Source organism: Microbulbifer aggregans (assembly GCF_001750105.1).
Lineage (GTDB): Bacteria > Pseudomonadota > Gammaproteobacteria > Pseudomonadales > Cellvibrionaceae > Microbulbifer > Microbulbifer aggregans.
The window spans coordinates 3,709,422-3,726,303 of sequence record NZ_CP014143.1 but is presented as its reverse complement, the minus strand read 5'-3'; the positions used below and the strand labels follow the sequence as shown (position 1 = coordinate 3,726,303).

Annotated in this window: 13 protein-coding genes; 6 read left to right on the top strand and 7 right to left on the bottom strand. The window is 55.3% G+C overall.

All coding sequences use genetic code 11. From position 1 onward, the window contains the following. Positions 1 to 21: 21 nt before the first annotated feature. Both AUP74_RS16325 and AUP74_RS16320 read right to left on the bottom strand, forming a co-directional pair. Positions 22 to 543, bottom strand: a complete 522-nt coding sequence (locus AUP74_RS16325; RefSeq protein ID WP_226999828.1) for a nucleoside deaminase — start codon at positions 541 to 543, stop codon at positions 22 to 24. Between the two features lie 262 nt (positions 544 to 805). Beyond that, positions 806 to 1,684 carry a DMT family transporter gene (locus tag AUP74_RS16320; protein ID WP_069948487.1) on the bottom strand — a complete coding sequence of 293 codons (879 nt, stop codon included), beginning with the start codon at positions 1,682 to 1,684 and terminating at the stop codon, positions 806 to 808. 221 nt (positions 1,685 to 1,905) lie between these two features. Between AUP74_RS16320 and AUP74_RS16315 the strand changes: the two genes are divergently transcribed. Continuing rightward, a complete protein-coding gene (locus tag AUP74_RS16315) occupies positions 1,906 to 2,583 on the top strand; it encodes a spermine/spermidine synthase domain-containing protein (RefSeq protein ID WP_069948486.1) in 678 nt (225 codons plus the stop codon). An 11-nt stretch (positions 2,584 to 2,594) separates the two neighbouring features. On the opposite strand, the gene AUP74_RS16310 is transcribed toward AUP74_RS16315, so the two are convergent. Further along, positions 2,595 to 3,524, bottom strand: coding sequence for a hypothetical protein (locus tag AUP74_RS16310; protein WP_145924435.1), 930 nt, complete (start codon positions 3,522 to 3,524; stop codon positions 2,595 to 2,597). Positions 3,525 to 3,796: 272 nt separating this feature from the next. On the opposite strand from AUP74_RS16310, the gene AUP74_RS16300 reads away from it, so the two are divergent. After that, positions 3,797 to 4,381, top strand: coding sequence for an NUDIX domain-containing protein (locus tag AUP74_RS16300; protein ID WP_069948974.1), 585 nt, complete (start codon positions 3,797 to 3,799; stop codon positions 4,379 to 4,381). A 430-nt stretch (positions 4,382 to 4,811) separates the two neighbouring features. On the opposite strand, the gene AUP74_RS16295 is transcribed toward AUP74_RS16300, so the two are convergent. After that, positions 4,812 to 5,954, bottom strand: a complete 1,143-nt coding sequence (locus tag AUP74_RS16295; RefSeq protein ID WP_226999827.1) for an AGE family epimerase/isomerase — start codon at positions 5,952 to 5,954, stop codon at positions 4,812 to 4,814. A 259-nt stretch (positions 5,955 to 6,213) separates the two neighbouring features. Continuing rightward, positions 6,214 to 7,209 carry a LacI family DNA-binding transcriptional regulator gene (locus AUP74_RS16290; RefSeq protein WP_069948482.1) on the bottom strand — a complete coding sequence of 332 codons (996 nt, stop codon included), beginning with the start codon at positions 7,207 to 7,209 and terminating at the stop codon, positions 6,214 to 6,216. 227 nt (positions 7,210 to 7,436) lie between these two features. Here AUP74_RS16290 and AUP74_RS16285 point away from each other — a divergent pair, with 227 nt between their 5' ends. From AUP74_RS16285 to AUP74_RS16270, 4 genes are all read left to right on the top strand, one after another. Beyond that, on the top strand, positions 7,437 to 9,317 hold the full coding sequence (locus AUP74_RS16285; protein WP_069948481.1) for a sodium:solute symporter family protein: 1,881 nt from the start codon (positions 7,437 to 7,439) through the stop codon (positions 9,315 to 9,317). Positions 9,318 to 9,411: 94 nt separating this feature from the next. Next, positions 9,412 to 10,587 (top strand): glycoside hydrolase family 130 protein, encoded by a 1,176-nt coding sequence (locus AUP74_RS16280; RefSeq protein WP_069948480.1) that lies wholly within the window; start codon positions 9,412 to 9,414, stop codon positions 10,585 to 10,587. Beyond that, positions 10,587 to 11,930 carry an AGE family epimerase/isomerase gene (locus AUP74_RS16275; protein WP_226999826.1) on the top strand — a complete coding sequence of 448 codons (1,344 nt, stop codon included), beginning with the start codon at positions 10,587 to 10,589 and terminating at the stop codon, positions 11,928 to 11,930. The genes AUP74_RS16280 and AUP74_RS16275 overlap by 1 nt, the downstream gene beginning before the upstream one ends. Further along, positions 11,914 to 13,548 (top strand): cellulase family glycosylhydrolase, encoded by a 1,635-nt coding sequence (locus AUP74_RS16270; protein WP_145924434.1) that lies wholly within the window; start codon positions 11,914 to 11,916, stop codon positions 13,546 to 13,548. The genes AUP74_RS16275 and AUP74_RS16270 overlap by 17 nt, the downstream gene beginning before the upstream one ends. Positions 13,549 to 13,752: 204 nt before the next feature. Here AUP74_RS16270 and AUP74_RS16265 read toward each other — a convergent pair whose 3' ends face one another. After that, the gene (locus AUP74_RS16265) at positions 13,753 to 15,072 is read right to left on the bottom strand and encodes a glycoside hydrolase 5 family protein (protein WP_158514576.1); all 1,320 of its coding nucleotides are present in this window, start codon (positions 15,070 to 15,072) and stop codon (positions 13,753 to 13,755) included. A 43-nt stretch (positions 15,073 to 15,115) separates the two neighbouring features. Continuing rightward, positions 15,116 to 16,747: a glucose-6-phosphate isomerase gene (gene pgi / locus AUP74_RS16260; RefSeq protein ID WP_069948478.1), complete on the bottom strand. Its 1,632-nt coding sequence runs from the start codon at positions 16,745 to 16,747 to the stop codon at positions 15,116 to 15,118. Positions 16,748 to 16,882: the final 135 nt, after the last annotated feature.

Here is a 16,882-nt window from a genome sequence, read left to right as displayed (position 1 = left end):
ACTGGGTGGCCAAAAAGCCGATTATCTGTCGTTCCGATGTTTCACGGCCCTTAGACCCTGCCAGTCTTCCAGCTCCTGGTCGGGCTTTTCAGCCCTGAATCGGGCGTACAGTGCGATGCCATACTGGTCCTCCAGGATATCCACCGGAATCCCTTTTTGCTGCAGAAGCTTTTCATTGCCGGCGACATTGGTGACATCGCCTACAACCACACGACTGAACCCTCTCATGTGAATCAACGTTGCACAGATGTCACACGGACTCAGGCTGGTGAACAGGGTTGTCTTGCTGAAGTCGACACGTCCGGCGTCCCGGATGGCAGAGGTTTCGCCGTGGTTGTAGGGGTGGTTCTCCTGCACCAGGGTATTGTGTCCCTTGCCGAGGATTTTTCTGGTCGAGTTATCGATGATAACCGCCCCAATCGGGCAGCCTCCCTCGTCATAGCTCTTTGCTGCAAGAAATATCGCGATGCGCATAAGCTCGGCATCGGATAACCCTAGAGCAAACTCCTCGTCCATCAGGATATCCAGACTCCTGGTCGGCATATGGGCTATCGCCCTCAATGCTCTGTCACTTTTCTCTGTCTGCCTATTGAAAAGGGGCTTCATTTTCCATTCTCAGTGATTCGACCTGTACCTGCGGCGGCTAACCGGGGGCTGTATCAGGCTAGACGGCGGCAGTAGGAGCAGCCAGGCAATGGCGAACGGTAATCCGCTCGCGCCCGGAAGCCAACGAAGCCCCGGCAAGCACCCATATTGGCCTCTGAAGCCAGAAGTTATCTTTCCCTCCCACTATCCGCTGGCGTATTCAAGGCGGTGACACCCGCGAATGCATACTTAGAATGCTCACCGTGAGCACGATCAGCGCTATGCCCAGAACCTGTGGAGCAGCCAGGTTTTCACCCAGGACAATGACGCCAAATAGCGCGGCAGTGACCGGCTCAACCATCGCCACAATCGAGGCCACCGTCGGAGTGATGCGCTTTAACCCGATGACATAAAGCGTGAACGACAAGCCTGCGCCCAGCAGACCCAGCAGTACGAATGATGGCAGTTCTGCTGCATCCGGCACGGCAATGGTCCGATTGAGGTCAGCGGACCAGAAAAGGGTCGCGGCAACTACGGCGAAGGCAATGGTAAGGATGGCCTGTGGGCTGCCGTGGGGCGCCGCATACTTGAAGCCGAAAATGAACACCGCGTAGAAGAGCCCCGCCAGCAGCCCTGCGGCCATGCCAAGCGGAGTGATGCCATCGAGGCGGGCGTCATACACCTGTGTCAGCAACAGGATGCCAAGTATCACCAGCGTGATGGCGACCAGTTTGGCGGGAGTGGGGCGTTCGAGCCCAAGCGCAAAGGATACGAGATATACAATCACCGGCGCGCTGTACATCAGTGTCACGGCAACCGCCACGCTACCCTGGGCGATGCTGACAAAATAGAAGGCAAAGTTGCCGGCAACGCCGAAACCGGCAAGCACGGCCCAGCACCACAGCCGGGCATTGCCCAGGCCACTCTTGTGCGGGCGCAGGAGTAGCCAGGTGAACAGCAGCAGGAACCCGATCGCTCCGCGGTAGAACGACACGACGAACGGGTCCCAGCCACCCGCTATCAGCATGCCCGCAATACCACCGGATAGGCCCCAACACAGCGCTGCCAGGGCTACAAGAGCTGCACCTGCGCTTGCCACCTGACCTCCATTTGCCGATAACGTGGCTATCACACTAGATCAGACTCCAGGTGACTCCCAGCCAATAGCGCTTGATCCCTGGTGGCATACCACAGGTGGGGGGCCGACTTAGGAGGCTTTCCGGTGAATGAACACTCGATGACCCAAGTCCTATTGGATTGGGAGTGGGTGACGTAGAATCATCGACCCTTACCCCACTGACCTTCCCGCGAGCACACGCCATGAAACCCTGGATCGAACTCGGTACTGCGCAGATTCCCAATAACGGCGGCATTCTCACCCTCCGCCAGCGCGACCAGGAATTCTCCATCTCCCTGTCCGGGCCCCGTGGCGAACTGATGAACAGCCGCCGCTTCAACAGTGAGCGGGAGCTGTCATTGCTGGGCTGCGCCCACCTGAAGAAACACAAGAATGCCCGTGTGGTGGTGGGCGGTATGGGGATGGGTTACACGCTCGCGGCCGCCCTGGAGGTACTGCCACCGGGTGCCGAGGTCATCGTCGCCGACCTCATTCCCGAGGTAGTGGAATGGAACCGCGGGCCGCTGGGCGCCTGCGCCGGCCGGCCACTGGACGACAGTCGCTGCAAAGTGCATATCGGCGATGTCGGTGAGCTGCTGGAGAAGGGCGACAGTGACTACGACGCGGTACTGCTGGATGTGGACAACGGCCCCGAGGGGCTGACTCACAGCGACAACAACTGGCTGTACTCTCTCGAAGGCACCAGCTGTATCTACGAGAGCCTGACACCGGGCGGCATGTTGGCGGTGTGGTCGGCGGGGCAGGATACTCATTACGTCAATCGGCTGAAGAAAGCCGGTTTTAAAGTCGAGGTCAAGACCGTACGGGAGCGCCCCGGCAAGGGGGCGCGGCATACGATCTTCTTGGCAAAGAAAGTGTGATGCGCGGGATTTTAAGCCAGGGCGCTCTCATCGCCACTGTCCTGCGTAAACAGGCAGGTTGAACCGGTGGCATCGCGGAGGCTCCAGAGAAAGTCGGCATCCAGCTCCGCAGGAAGGGGAAACACATTGAGGTCCGCCCTCGGCGCACTGCTGGCATAGCGGTCAAAATCGCCGTCGGCGACATGGGCGGCCGTACTGGCAGGCAGCCTCGCGAGATCCACCAGACGGTCGAGGAATTTTCTCGCCTTCTCTTTCTCTCCCGCTTTTTCAACCGCCGCGATCACGGTCAACTCCGCATCCTCCCAGCTATCCAGCATGCGGTAGGCCAGCAGGATGGCCAGGTCCAAGTCCTGGAAGTCCATTTTCATACTCCACTCTGGCCCCTGGTCCGGAATCCACAGGTTGATTCTCTTGCGTCGCCCGAGGCCCGCTGTTTCGTGCCGCACCAGCAAAGAGACGCCCATCCGCTGGCGCCCGGCCTCCCGGATCAATTCCTGCAGTGATTCATGGGTTTCCTTTCCCCTGGGCAGTTGCAGGAACAGCAGGTTGGGCCGGAAGAAAGAACCCGCCAGTGCCTGCATGCCAATGCGCACACCGTCGGGAAAGCTTTCACTGACCAGTACTGTCGAGATGGTGAAGATATTGTCGCGGGTGAATGCGTGCTGCGTATCGACCAAGTGTCCCTCGAGTTCCTCTGCGCGGTCGGCGGGCGCGATGCCCAGTAACTTGATGGAACCCACCGGATAGGCCAGCTCACCGACGAACTGGAATGCGCCCCGCAACCGTTCAGGTTCACTCACCGGCATCAGGATGTTTGGCTTCCAGGCCCGCTCTGCGCCGCCCTGTGGCGGCGTGATCTTTTTCTCAGCCCACTCTGCCAATGCAGTGCACAGGCAGCTGCGTGCGTCGCCCGAGGGCGCAGTCACCCTGCTGCTGGACATTCCTTGGCGCCTCGGAATCGACACCGCCGGCGCTCTCCGGTTTGTCCACGCCTTGATTGCCCGGCCCGGGGACGCCAGATTGATCTTGCTCGGAATCTTTCACATGCTGGCACGATTCAGAAGTTTTTCAGCTTTCACTTTGATTGAAATCTGCTGGTCGCAGTCTTTCATTTTTTCTTGTTTCTAATAGTCTTTAACGTTAGTGAAAATTGCTCTGCACTGTGCTTTTCACTGGATGCTTTCCAAGCAGCAGCGTAGCCATGGAGATTCGCATGACCGATCCCGTCAGAAATCTAAAAAGTCAGGTGTTGTCCAGTGACTGGTCAAGATTTGAAAAATACACATTCGAATTTCGGAATCCGGAAGGGACGTGGGAAATCCAGCAGCGAGAGGTCTACGACCGGGGCGATGGCGCGGTGGTCTTGCTATACAACCCAGATAAGCAATCGGTGGTGCTTACCAGGCAATTCAGGCTGCCAACCTTCCTCAACGGCAATCAATCGGGACTTATGATTGAGGCCTGTGCTGGTGCCCTGGAGGGCGAAGATCCACAGATGTCCGCTATTCGTGAGGCCAGAGAAGAGACCGGTTACAGTATATCGGCGGTAGAGAAAGTGTTTGAGGTCTATATGTCGCCTGGATCGGTGACTGAAAAGCTTTACTTCTATATCGCGCGGTATCAGGAAGACGATCAAGTCTCCGGTGGGGGCGGGCTGGATACAGAACAGGAATATATCGAGGTCATGGAATTACCATTCGACCAAGCGTTCTGCATGATTGGGAATGGTGAAATTCGAGATGCCAAGACGATTATGTTGCTCCAGCACCTGAAGATTTCTCGGCTAATGGAGGGATAGTTAGGCCCCGGGTCGCCCCTGATTTTTGAATATAGCGAAATACCTGCGTTTACACTCGTGAAAGAGCGGCTTACCCCGCATCTGGGGGTGGGCAGCTCCAGGCAGAGAGCTTGTGCACCCGCCGATTGCTTGGAGTGAGTGCAGTCACTGTTTTTATCAGTGGGATATCGGCTTCGATCACGTTGATAAGGATAGACGCTCAAGTGAGATCATTCAGTATCCCGCTGGTAAATATTCAACGTGTTGCACCTGCAGCAATAATTCCAAGCATAGCGGTGCCGATGGTAGCAGGTCGAGTTAGCCGGCACTCTTGGCCGAGCGCAGGGGTTCATACCTTCAGTGGCTTTGCAAGGCCGTGGTCAATCCGCGAGACGATGGACTGATTACGTTCTTCTCGCGATCGGTCGCGAATGATCCAGGCATTGAGGTATCAACCGGAAACGGCTCCATACGCGGCTCGCATCTTGAGTTTTGCTGCTGCGCTATAGTCCACGGCTTCGGTGGTGGCTACCATTAAATGGTAAAGAGTGCTGGCTGGAGCCAGGTTATTGATCACCCGGTTCTCTGTGTCAAGCTGGTCGACATAGAGGCCGGGAATTTTCTTGTCAAAGTAGTATTCGAAGAGCAGATAAATGCCACGCGCGGCATGAGCTTCTGCCTGCTGGTCGCCTTTGCTTGCCTGGCAAAGGCTCGCCTTGATTAGCTCGGTGAGTGGCCAACAACGCTTGCTGGCTTTGAGTATTCTGCCCTGGGGGGAGACGGCGTCGTAAATCAGGCCGGTTTCAGGTTCCATTCCCAGCTCCAGCGCGCGCCTGTACAGGGTTTCGGTATAGCGCCCGACGGGTGCGCCACTGCGCTTGCTGTATTGATGTAGCAGCCAGACCCATTCGAGCATATGTCCAGGTTCGACTTCCTGGCCTTCGTCTTCGCTAATTGGACTCCAGTCTTCACGGAAATATTCCAGCAGGACTCCGTTATGGCTGTCATAAAAACTGTTTTCAAACAGTGCGAAAATTTCACCGGAACGGGCCAGCCAGCGGCCATCGCCAGTAACATCGTAGAGGGCGATAAAGGCCTCAAGTAAATGCATATGGGGATTTTGCCGGCGAGTTCCGGTGCTGTAATCTCCCTCCAGCCAGCCGCCTCTGGGACCTTTAATGTACTCGTCCAGGTGCTGAATCAGCGCCTCTGACTTGCGAAGTGCTGTGACGTCATTGAACGCGCGAAATCGCCAGGCACAGGCCAGAAGAAAAAAGGCTAAATCATAGACATCCTGACGCGGGTCGTGGATACCATTCTGGCTGTTGAGTACGTGTACATAAACATCTGGTGCACTGGGGTGTTGTGCGTAGCGGGCAACGAAGCGATCGAGATCTGCCACGATAGCGTCCGCACCTGCCACCCAGCCGCGTCGGCTTGCGCACGACAGCACAAACATCTGTCTCGCCTGGACCCTCACCCGCTTGGGGCAATCGGTGTCGGGGAGTCCGTGTAAGTTAAGGCGTTCGTGGGCGCAGCCACTTGCGCGGTCAAAGCCTTTTTCCACCCAGAGAGGGAGGGCGGCGGTTGTCATCCACCTCTCCAGCTGCTGTGCCCAATGATTAATATTGAGAGCCATGAGATTGGTCTTTTGGCAATGTACTGTGGTTAGTAACCGGTTACATTGTCTTGGCAAGTGCTGCCTCCCGGTTTTAAGTCGGCATTATGCAGTATAGTGTAACCGGTTACAAATGTCGGTTTGGGGACGTGCTGAGAATTGCCCTGAAACTAAGGCGGTTGATTTTCTGCCCGGGGCAGGGGGCGCATCGCCCATTGGTGCGTATATGGTCGCGCTAGCGTGGGCGGGGTGGCGTGCTTTTCCGCACCACGAAATCGTAGGGCAGTACGGTTTCAGTCTGCTGTAGTTCCTGACCCTCAATCAGTTCCAGCAGGGTGTTGAAGCTGGCTCGACCCAGCTCTTCTGCGGGCTGGGCGACGGTCGTCAGGGGCGGGTCGCTGTAACGGGCAAATTCGATGTCGTCGAATCCGGTGATGGACATTTCCTCCGGCACTCGGATCCCTGCCGTTTTCAGTCCTTTAATGCAGCCGATCGCCATCTCATCATTCATGGAGAAAATGGCGGTGGGACGGTTCTTCATGCGTGCAAAATGGTTGGCTGCCATCAGGCCAGAGCCCATGGTGAAGTCGCCATTTACGAGCAGATCTTCATCAAACGGGATTCCCGCACGCTCCAGGCTGGCCCGATATCCCCGCAGGCGATCCCGGGAGTGCGGGTTAGCCGCAAGCCCCGCCAGCACGCCAATTCGCTCGTGGCCTTGCGCAATGAGGTAATTGACCACCTCTTCGGCGGCGCCCGCATTGTCGATACGAACGGAAGGGTAGGGGGTATCTTCACAGCCGGCGGCGGAGACAATCGGGATATCGGCCTTCGGCTGCAGGGACTTGCCCGGAGTATGTGGGCGAAGCTGAAGAATGCCATCGGCTTGGCGTGTCTCTACCAGCCGTGTGTACTCCTCTTCGCGCGCACTCGAGTCGCGGGTGTCGCCGAGCAGTACGCTGTAGCCCTTCTGCTGGGCCGCATCTTCAATCCCCCGAATCACGGTGGCGAAGAAGAGGTTGGAGAGGTTAGGCACCAGAACAACGATCGAATAGGCTCGGGCCGCGCGGAAATTACGCGCCATCATGTTTGGGCGGTAACCCACCTTTTCAACGGCCTCATGAACCTTGCGCAGCGCTTCCTTGGAAACTTTTTCCGGTGTGCTGAGTGCCCGGGATACAGTGGCGATGGAGACGCCCGCTACCCGCGACACTTCCCTAATGCTCGACATAGTTTTTGACCATCGGTGTCTGGATTGCCGCTAAGTGAGCCTGGGCCGGCTCACCTGGGGCGCTGAAAAGTTACCGGAAAAAGTAACAAAGCTCTAGCAAATTTGGGTGTAACCGGTTACATTGGTGTTTCAGGCGGCCTGCTATGGGGTTACTTCGGGTCGCCCTTAATAATAAAGAGCGCTGGCTCATTGCCGCGCCAAGCGATGATAGATGAGAAGAGTTGCCTATGAGCCTTGCACCAATAGACCTGCTGGTTATCGGGCTGTATTTGTTGGCGTCGCTGTTTATCGGGTTCTGGGTGTCCCGTAAGGCTTCGGAAAACATTCAGAGCTACTTTCTTGGTGGTAACAAACTGCCCTGGTACTACCTGGGGCTTTCCAACGCGTCCGGGCAGTTCGATATCTCGGGCACCATGTGGATGGTGTACCTGCTGTTCATTTATGGCCTGAAAAGTATCTATATCCCTTGGCTGTGGCCGGCATTTAACCAGGTTTTCTTGATGGTTTTCCTGTCCATCTGGCTACGCCGCTCCGGCGTCATGACTGGTGCTGCCTGGATTCGCTTTCGGTTTGGCGAGGGGCGCGGCGCCGAGCTTTCTCATTTGGTCATTGTCGGGTTCGCGCTTTTGGTGGTGCTCGGCTATCTCGCCTACGGCTTCGTCGGTATTGGAAAATTTGCTGCCGCGTTCATGCCCTGGCAGCTTTCGGCAGATGCACACAACAACGAGATTTTCTATGGCCTGATCCTGACCGCGATCACTGCAGTGTATGTCGTGAAAGGCGGTATGTTCGGGGTGGTGCTCACCGAGGTGATGCAGTTCGTCATCATGACTCTTGCGTGTGTAGCTATTGGTCTGATTGCCATGTATCAGGTTTCTCCGGAGATGCTTCGCGCTGCAGTACCGGAAGGCTGGTTCAGCATGGGCTTCGGGCACACCCTAGACTTGGACTGGAGTGGCATTCTCGACAGCGCCAACCAGCGTATCGTTGACGATGGCTGGTCCCTGTTCTCCGTATTCTTCATGCTGGTTCTGCTGAAAGGGATTCTGCAGAGTATGGCTGGGCCGGCACCCAACTATGATATGCAACGTATTCTGTCTGCCCGCACCCCGGTTGAAGCAGCGAAGATGAGCTGGCTGGTAAATCTGGTGCTCCTCTTTCCGCGTTACATGATGATCACAGGCCTGACTATTTTAGCCCTGGTGTTTTTTGTCGGCGATCTGCGGGCGATGGGTGATAGTGTGGACTTTGAGCAGATTTTGCCCTTTGCGCTCGCCAATTATGTGCCTGCAGGACTACTCGGGTTAGTGGTGGCAGGGCTGTTAGCCACCTTCATGTCGACTTTTGCCGCAACCACAAACTCGGCACCTGCCTACGTGGTCAACGATATTTACAAGCGCTATTTCAACAAAGACGCCGATGAAAAGACCTATGTTCGGATGAGCTACCTGGTGTCTATTACCTTTGTGATTTTGGGCACTGGTATCGGCCTGTTTGCACCGTCTCTGAACTCTATCATCCTCTGGATTGTAAGTGCTCTGTACGGTGGATACACCGCGGCGAACATCCTCAAATGGTATTGGTGGCGCATGAACGGCTTCGGATACTTTTATGGCATGCTTGCCGGCCTGCTGACTGCTATCCCCATGATGTTCACCAATATTTCACCTCTCTATGCATTCCCTGCATTGTTTGCTCTATGTATGACCGCGAGCATCGCCGGCTCCTTGTTGACGAAGGCGGATGACATGGAAACCCTGAAGGCCTTTTACTTTAAAACTCGTCCCTGGGGCTTCTGGGGTCCCGTGCACCAGGCCTTGCTGGCTGAGCGACCCGACCTCAAGCGTAACAACGACTGCAAACGTGATTTGATCAACTGTGCGGTCGGTCTTGTATGGCACACCGCACTGACTGCCGCACCAATCTTTATGGTCATAAAGCAGTGGTCAGAGTTCACCATCGCGTTGGCCGTGATTGCGTTGACCAGTTATCTGCTGTGGAGAAACTGGTACCGGCTGATGCGAGATGATCCCGATGCAGAACTGGGCGAGCAAATCCAAATGTCGGGATCGAGCTCAGGGCGCGGTCCGGTAGCTGCCACGGTTTAAGCCGCTTACATCGCCTGCATGGAAATGATTTGCCGCCCAGGTGTTATCTGTGACAACAAACCATCATCGAAAATTACAATTTGCCGAGTGAATTATGTCTAGCCATCTGGAAAGAGTCCGCGCTCTGATTGCACAGCAGGAAGCCCGGTTGACCATTAAGAATGAACCGCTGGCAGGTGGGAATGGCATTTACCAGCGCTGGAAGAACCCCATTATCACCCGCCACCATGCACCTGTTAGCTGGCGATATGACCTGAATGAGGCCAGCAATCCATTCCTGATGGAGCGCCTCGGTGTGAATGCCACCCTGAACTCCGGAGCCATTAAGCTGGATGACAGATTTGTGCTGGTTGTTCGCGTGGAAGGTGTGGACCGAAAATCCTTCTTTGCGGTGGCAGAGAGTTATAGCGGCGTGGACAACTTTCGCTTTTGGGACAAGCCGGTGCTAATGCCGGAAACCGAAGACCCGGATACCAACGTCTATGACATGCGGCTGACCCGGCATGAAGATGACTGGATTTACGGTCTGTTCTGCACCGAGCGCAAGGATACTTCAGCGCCACACGACACTACGGCAGCAGTTGCCCAGTGTGGAATCGCCCGTACCCGCGATCTACAAGTCTGGGAGCGCTTGCCGGATCTGGTGACCCACAGTGGCCAGCAGCGCAATGTGGTTTTGCACCCGGAATTTGTCGCCGGAAAATATGCGCTTTATACCCGCCCACAGGATGGGTTTATCAGTGTGGGCAGCGGTGGTGGTATCGGCTGGGGGTTGACCGACTCCATGGAGAAAGCGGAGATACGGGAAGAAGTGCTGGTAGACAGCAAGAAGTATCACACCATCAAGGAAGTAAAAAATGGTCAGGGGCCTGCTCCAATCAAGACTGATCGAGGTTGGCTGCACCTGGCTCACGGGGTACGCAATACCGCAGCGGGCCTGCGTTACGTGCTCTACATGTTTATGACCCATCCCGACCGCCCATGGGAAATCACGCACTTGCCGGGAGGTCACTTCATTGCACCTGAGGGCAGAGAGCGTGTTGGCGATGTATCCAATGTCGCCTTTGCGAACGGCTGGATTGAGGACAAAGGGAAGGTGTTCATCTACTACGCATCGTCTGATACCCGCATGCACGTCGCCACTTCCACAGTCGAGAAGCTTGTGGACTACTGCATGAATACACCGGAAGACGGCATGCGCTCTGCGACTTCGGTGGCAACTCGCATCGAACTGATTGAACGTAACGCCGCGATACTAAGGGATCTGTGATGGCGCTTTCGCTAAATAACATGGGAGGCATCACCCCAATGCAAGTTACTCGCGTCGCGCAGTCGGATACTGGCCTGACGAAGTATTTGCCGGAGTTTCGTCGGCAGTTGATCCTCATTGGGGAGTGGTGGAAAAGCCACTCCGTCGATGAGGTGCATGGTGGTTTTCTCGGTGAGGTGTGTGCTGCCTGCAGTCCGGTTCCACAAGCAGACAAAGGCATTGTGCTCAATGCGCGTATTCTCTGGTTCTTCAGCGAACTGTGCCTGCAGTTAAATGAAGACCCGGAAGCCGATCGCTCCTCGATCGAGGAGTATCGTACTCTGGCGACTCGCGCGTATGACTATCTTGCAACAAGGTTCAACGACCTGACTTGCGGTGGTGCGTTCTGGTCACTTGATTGCACCGGTAAAGTGAAGGAAGGTAAAAAGCAGACTTACGCACAGGCATTCAGCATTTATGCCTATGCCAGCTACTACCGCCTGACCGGTGACACGCGCGCGCTGGATCTTGCGTTGTCTTACTTCCGCTTGATTGAACAGCACTGTGTAGACCGCGAGCTGGGAGGATACCTGGAGGCTGTGACGAGGGAGTGGAAACCGGTAACTGACTACCGGCTCAGCGACAAGGACCTGAACGTCCCGAAGACCATGAATAATCATCTTCATGTTCTCGAGGCCTATACCGCGCTATATCGCATCTCTCCTAATGAAGAGGTTGCCATAGCCCTGAAAAACAGCATCGACTGGTTCTGCGGGAGAATCTTCAATCAAGAGAATGGCCACCTGCGGCTGTTTTTAGAGCATGACTGGCGAGATGTCTCCGCGAGCTATTCCTATGGCCACGATATTGAAGCAAGCTGGCTGCTGGCGGAAGCACTGGAGGTTCTGGGCGACACCTCATACTCAGAAAAATACCGTGCGACAGTAGAGGCGCTGGGACGATCCTGTGTAGAAGAGGGCATCGGTTGCCTGGGACAGGTGCTCGATACTTTTGATTTCGAAACTCGGTCCCGACACCTGGACTCTGAATGGTGGGTTCAGGCCGAAGCGCTGGTGGGCTTTCTGAATATGTGGCAGACCACGGGGGAGGCCCGCTTCAAGACCGCGTTCGAGAATGTGTGGACGTTTATCAAAAACCACCAAATTGACTGGAGCCAGGGTGAGTGGCTGTATTACGCCGCTATTGACCGGGTTAAAGCACATCAGGGTTACAAACTTGGATTCTGGAAGGGCCCCTACCACAATGGGCGCGCCATGATGGAAGTACTGCGACGTCTCGAGAGTATCGGCACGGCAACGACAACTGAATCACAGGAGCTGAAAGGAAGTGCGGCGACTGCATAACACTTTAATGGTTTTCACTGGCGTCCTGCTTCTGGGGGGCTGCGAACTTGCTGATTCCCACTCGTTGCCGGACCATTGTCTGGTCCCTGCAGCAAATCCTAATGTGGAGCCATTTTCAGGGTTTCAGCATTTCGTCACGCGCGATGGCATCCGGCTGCTGGACGGCGATCGGCCGCTACGATTTATCGGGCTGCACGCCACGGAGCTCCATCGTATTGAAGATGATGTAGCCTCTGCAGGTAGCAGCATTGGAAAGGCGGATCACTTCCGCTGGCCCACCGCCAGGGAGCAGAATAACTGGATTCAGGCACTGGTCTACAGCGGTCATACAGTTTCCAGGATTTACACTTTATCCGTTGATGACATAACCTTGCCCGAGTCCGTGCGGGCTAATATGCCAGCTCATATTGTGCAGAGCCCGGAAACCGGAAATGTCGCCCTCAATGAAGAGGCGATGCGGGTTATGGACCGCATGATCTATCTTGCGGACACCCATGGATTGCGCCTCATCATCCCGGTGATTGACCACTGGAGCTGGTGGGGCGGCAAGCGTGAGCTGGCGCAGATGATGGGGGAGGTCGATCAGGATACCAAGGAAGGCGGCCCGCTCTACGACACGGAAAGTAAAACATACGCAGCCTACCAGCACATTATCGAGCAACTGGTCAGTCGCAAGAATACATGCACCGGTCGTGAGTACCGCGAGGAAAAGGCCATTATGGCCTGGGAAACCGGTAATGAACTCCGCGGCACCAACCAGGAATTTCTCGCAGAGACCGCGGCGCTGTTCAAAAAACTCGCCCCCAATCAGCTGGTGGTTGACGGTGATCAGCAGGCCGACTATGTCAATGCACCCGGTTCTGCAAGTATCGATCAGGGAGAATTTTTGGGGTTGAAAGATCCCAACGTCGATATTCAGTCTAATCACTTTTACGGCCAGTATCTGTCTGCTGACGAGATACGTAAGCAGGCGGCTCTGGCGGAGAAATACAATAAGCCCTTGTTTATTGGTGAGTACGGGCTGCAACCAATCGACACAATGCGGCTCGTAACCGACGCCTGGCTGGAAGAGCCTGGGATCGCCGGTGGGTTGGTTTGGGGATATCGGGGGCATCGTGAAGTTGGTGGCTTCTATTGGCACAATGAATCCAACGGTCATATGAGCTATCACCTGCCAGGTTTTGCAGTGAACGATGGCAACAATGAGCGTGCTGTTGTCGAAATGATCCGTGCGGCACAGGCAAAGATCTCCTCCAATAAGAGAGCTCAAAAATTTTCAACTTCCTGGCCAGTCCCTCAGTCGCCATTGCTGCACCCGATTTCAGAATCCGGTGCGGTCAACTGGATGGGAGCCCCCACCGGCCGTTTCTACCGGTTGTATGTATCGTACAACGATGGTGAAGACTGGGAGTTATTCGCAGACAAGCTTCAGGATTCTGAAAATGGCTGGGATCCGGATACCATGGATCTATACACCATAAAGGGTGAGTCTGATGGCAGAAAGCCAGTATTCGTTTCCGTCGGGAAACCGCGCTGTGCCCTGTACCGGCTGACAGCGGTGAATGATTCTGGCGAATCGGGTCCATCCAATTCGCAGTCCTATTGTTTATCCCACTAATTGTGTATCCCACTAAAGGACTCCACGCAGGTATCAGTTAGCAGTCACGCTGTTGCATTCTAGTGGCTTTTATCTTCAACCTCGTCGGCTGCCACTGTTGAGGCGTATCGCAGCGGGTTTCTACTGCATTCCCAGGATAGAAATTGTGGGTGATGCTGGCCGATGAGAATCTCGGCCAGCTCCCATAGACCTCTGGAAATTGTGCTATTTCAGCTTGTTCGAATGCTTGCGGATGATCGCTAACGTACTGACGTCAGTTTCAAATACCGAGTTAAGGCCCTGGGGTTCCTGGGGGGGATCTCCCAGGAAGTCGTCGCCTGGCTTCCAGAGGTACTCCGGATTGTCGGCGCGACCATAGCCGCTGAAGGCCCAGAAGTTGGAGCCTACCAGTGGGCCGCCTGTATTGATGCTCTGCTCGATTTTTTGATACATCAGTTTCAGGAAGCGATCCCGGTATTCTGTTCCGGATTCGGGTGAAAAGCTTCCGTCGTCGCGCTCCACACCAAATTCCTCAAGAACCAGTGGTTTTTCCTGTTCCCGGGCAAAATCGATATGCTGATTCAGATAATCGGTGGCCCTCTCAATGGCCGCCGGAAAGGTACTTACCGGATTTGTGCTGTCAAACCATCCCCAGTTCTTGATCCACAGATGTACCGTGAGATAGTCGATGGCATCCGTAGCGTGGGCATCAAGATAGACTTTTGCCTGGTGTTGGGTGCCAGCGAGCCCTTCGCTGCCTGTGCTGATCAGCTGGTTCGGCGCGAGTTGGTCCAGAGCTTCCGCACTTTGGTGTGCCCAGCGTACATAGTCCCTGGCTCTTGCTGGATCGAACTTTTCCCCACCTGAGCGAGGTTCATTGGCTAGCTGCCAGGCCATTATAGTGGGGTCTTCCCGGTACGGACTGCCGGTGACCGTATTCTCTCTGTTGATCAGTTCGGCGGCCTGGTCGAGATACTGTTTCTGGCAGCGTGCGCAGCGATAAAAGTCTGTGGTGTTTTCGATGTATCCATCCCAATTACCGCTCAAATCCGGGTCATCCAGCGGAGCGTTTTGCTGCCATACCAGGTACTGTGACATGCCGCCTGACCACTGCCAGAAGTTGGTCAGGTATAGAACTGCCTTCATGTCACGCGAATGCATTTCCGCCAGCAGGCGATCCAGACCCTGAAGCAGAGAGTCATTCATCTGCCCTGGCCCCAAAATCAATGCGGGCTTCAAGCTGCGTGAGAGGTTGCTCTTCTCGGATAGTGCGAGTACCCGCAGGTTATTAATGCCCTGGGTGGCCATCAGATCCAGTTCACGGGTGAGGCGGTCGGGGTCGTTCGCCCCCAGATAGGCACCATGCCAATAATTGGCGCCGATCAAATAGTAGGGATGGCCATCCAGTTCAAACTGGCCATTGTGAACACGCACAAAAGCTCGATCTGGATCCTGCCTGGTATTTTCGATCTCTTCCATTGCCTTGTAGTCGCAGGCGGTAATTCCCGCTGCTACGCTGAGCGCGAGCACATTGAAAATCCTCATTTTATGAAACCCCTTTTTATTGATAGTCCGCATTGTTGTCGGGTCATGAGTTTCTTACGCTGCGATATTGGTTCAGCAGGCGGTTAGTGCTTTCATCAAAGGCACTACATGGTTGCTCATTGGAGATATAGGGCAGCAGGGCAGTGCAGATCTGCTTGCCCAGCTCTACGCCCCACTGATCAAAGGCGTTGATCTTATGGAGAACGCTCTGGACAAAGACTTTGTGTTCATATAGCGCAATCAGCGCCCCCAGAGTCGAGGGAGTGAGTTTGTCCATCAAGATAGTGTTGCTGGGGCGGTTGCCAGGCATGGTTTTATGCGGTGCAAGTGACTTCGCGGCGGTGTCATCCATTCGCGCCTCACCCAATTCAGTGATCGCTTCTTCGAGTGATTTCCCTACCATAAGCGCACGGCTCTGTCCCAGACAGTTGGCGACAAGGAGATCCTGATGGGCGCCGATGGGGTTGTGAGAGCGCAGCGGGAGAATGAAATCCACCGGCACCATCAAGTTACCCTGGTGCAGGAGCTGGTGAAAGGAATGCTGTCCGTTCGTGCCCTCGGTTCCCCAGATAATCGGGGAGGTAGCCTGGTGAAGACGTTCTCCCTGCAGTGAAGTGGATTTGCCGTTGCTCTCCATATCCAGCTGTTGCACGTAAGCAGGGAAATCACCTAGGTAGTGGTCGTAAGGTAACAGTGCCTGGGTCTCCGCACCCCAGAATCGCAGGTACCAGTAGCTCAACAATGCCAGAATAACCGGCATGTTTTGTTCCAGGGGTGCCTTCTGAAAGTGCCTGTCCATCTCCGCGGCACCGCGGTGAAAATCAGTAAACAGCTCGTAGCCAATCGCTAGAGCGAGGGGCAGCCCGATAGAAGACCAGATGGAATAGCGGCCACCGACCCAGTCCCACATCGGGAAAATGTGTGTAGGGCGGATGCCAAACTGCGCGATCCGGTCTGTGGCGGTGCTGATGGCGGCAAAATGACGCTCGACCGCGTCCGGGCGCCCGGTTTGTTCGATTAGCCAGTTGCGTGCCGTGTGGGCATTGGCAAGTGTCTCCTGGGTGGTGAAGGTTTTGGAGGCGACAATAAAGAGAGTGGTTTCCGGGTCGGCATTGCGCAGCTTTTGCGAGATATCACTGGCATCCACGTTGGATACAAATTGAACGTCGAGATCACGCTGTGCATAGGGTTTCAATGCGCGGCAGGTCATGGCGGGGCCCAGGTGTGATCCGCCAATACCGATATTAATGACGGTGCGAAATGGCTTATCTGTGATGCCGGAAATGAGGCCGCTGTGCACACCATGGACAAACTGCTCGATGCGTGTGAGTGTCGTTTCGACCTGAGCCCGGAGTGATTCCTGCCCCGGTATCGCCCCACGCAGGAGCGGATGCAGCACTTGGCGTTGCTCGGTCGTATTGATCGGCTCTCCCCGGAACAGCGCGTCTCTGTGCGCTTCCAGCTGGTGGGCTCGGGCAAGCCCAACGAGGGCAGCCATAGCGCTCCGGTCAATTCTGTTTTTTGAAAAGTCTAAATCCAACCCCGCGGCCTGAATCTGCATCGCGCAGGCGCGATCGGGATCAAGCTCGAACAGAGTTGTCATCGCAGTGCCTGAGAGCCGTTTTTGCTCTTCAATCAGGCGCTCTCTCAAAGAGTTTCGTTCTGGAATGTTCACGATTGCCTCGTTCTGTATCGTTGGGAGCTTCTCTCCCGGTTGTACCGTTGCCTGCAACAGGGTTGGATCAGGCTGTCATTCAACCACATTATGTAACCGGTTACATATTCTGGCGTAAAATTCTGCTCTTTACTG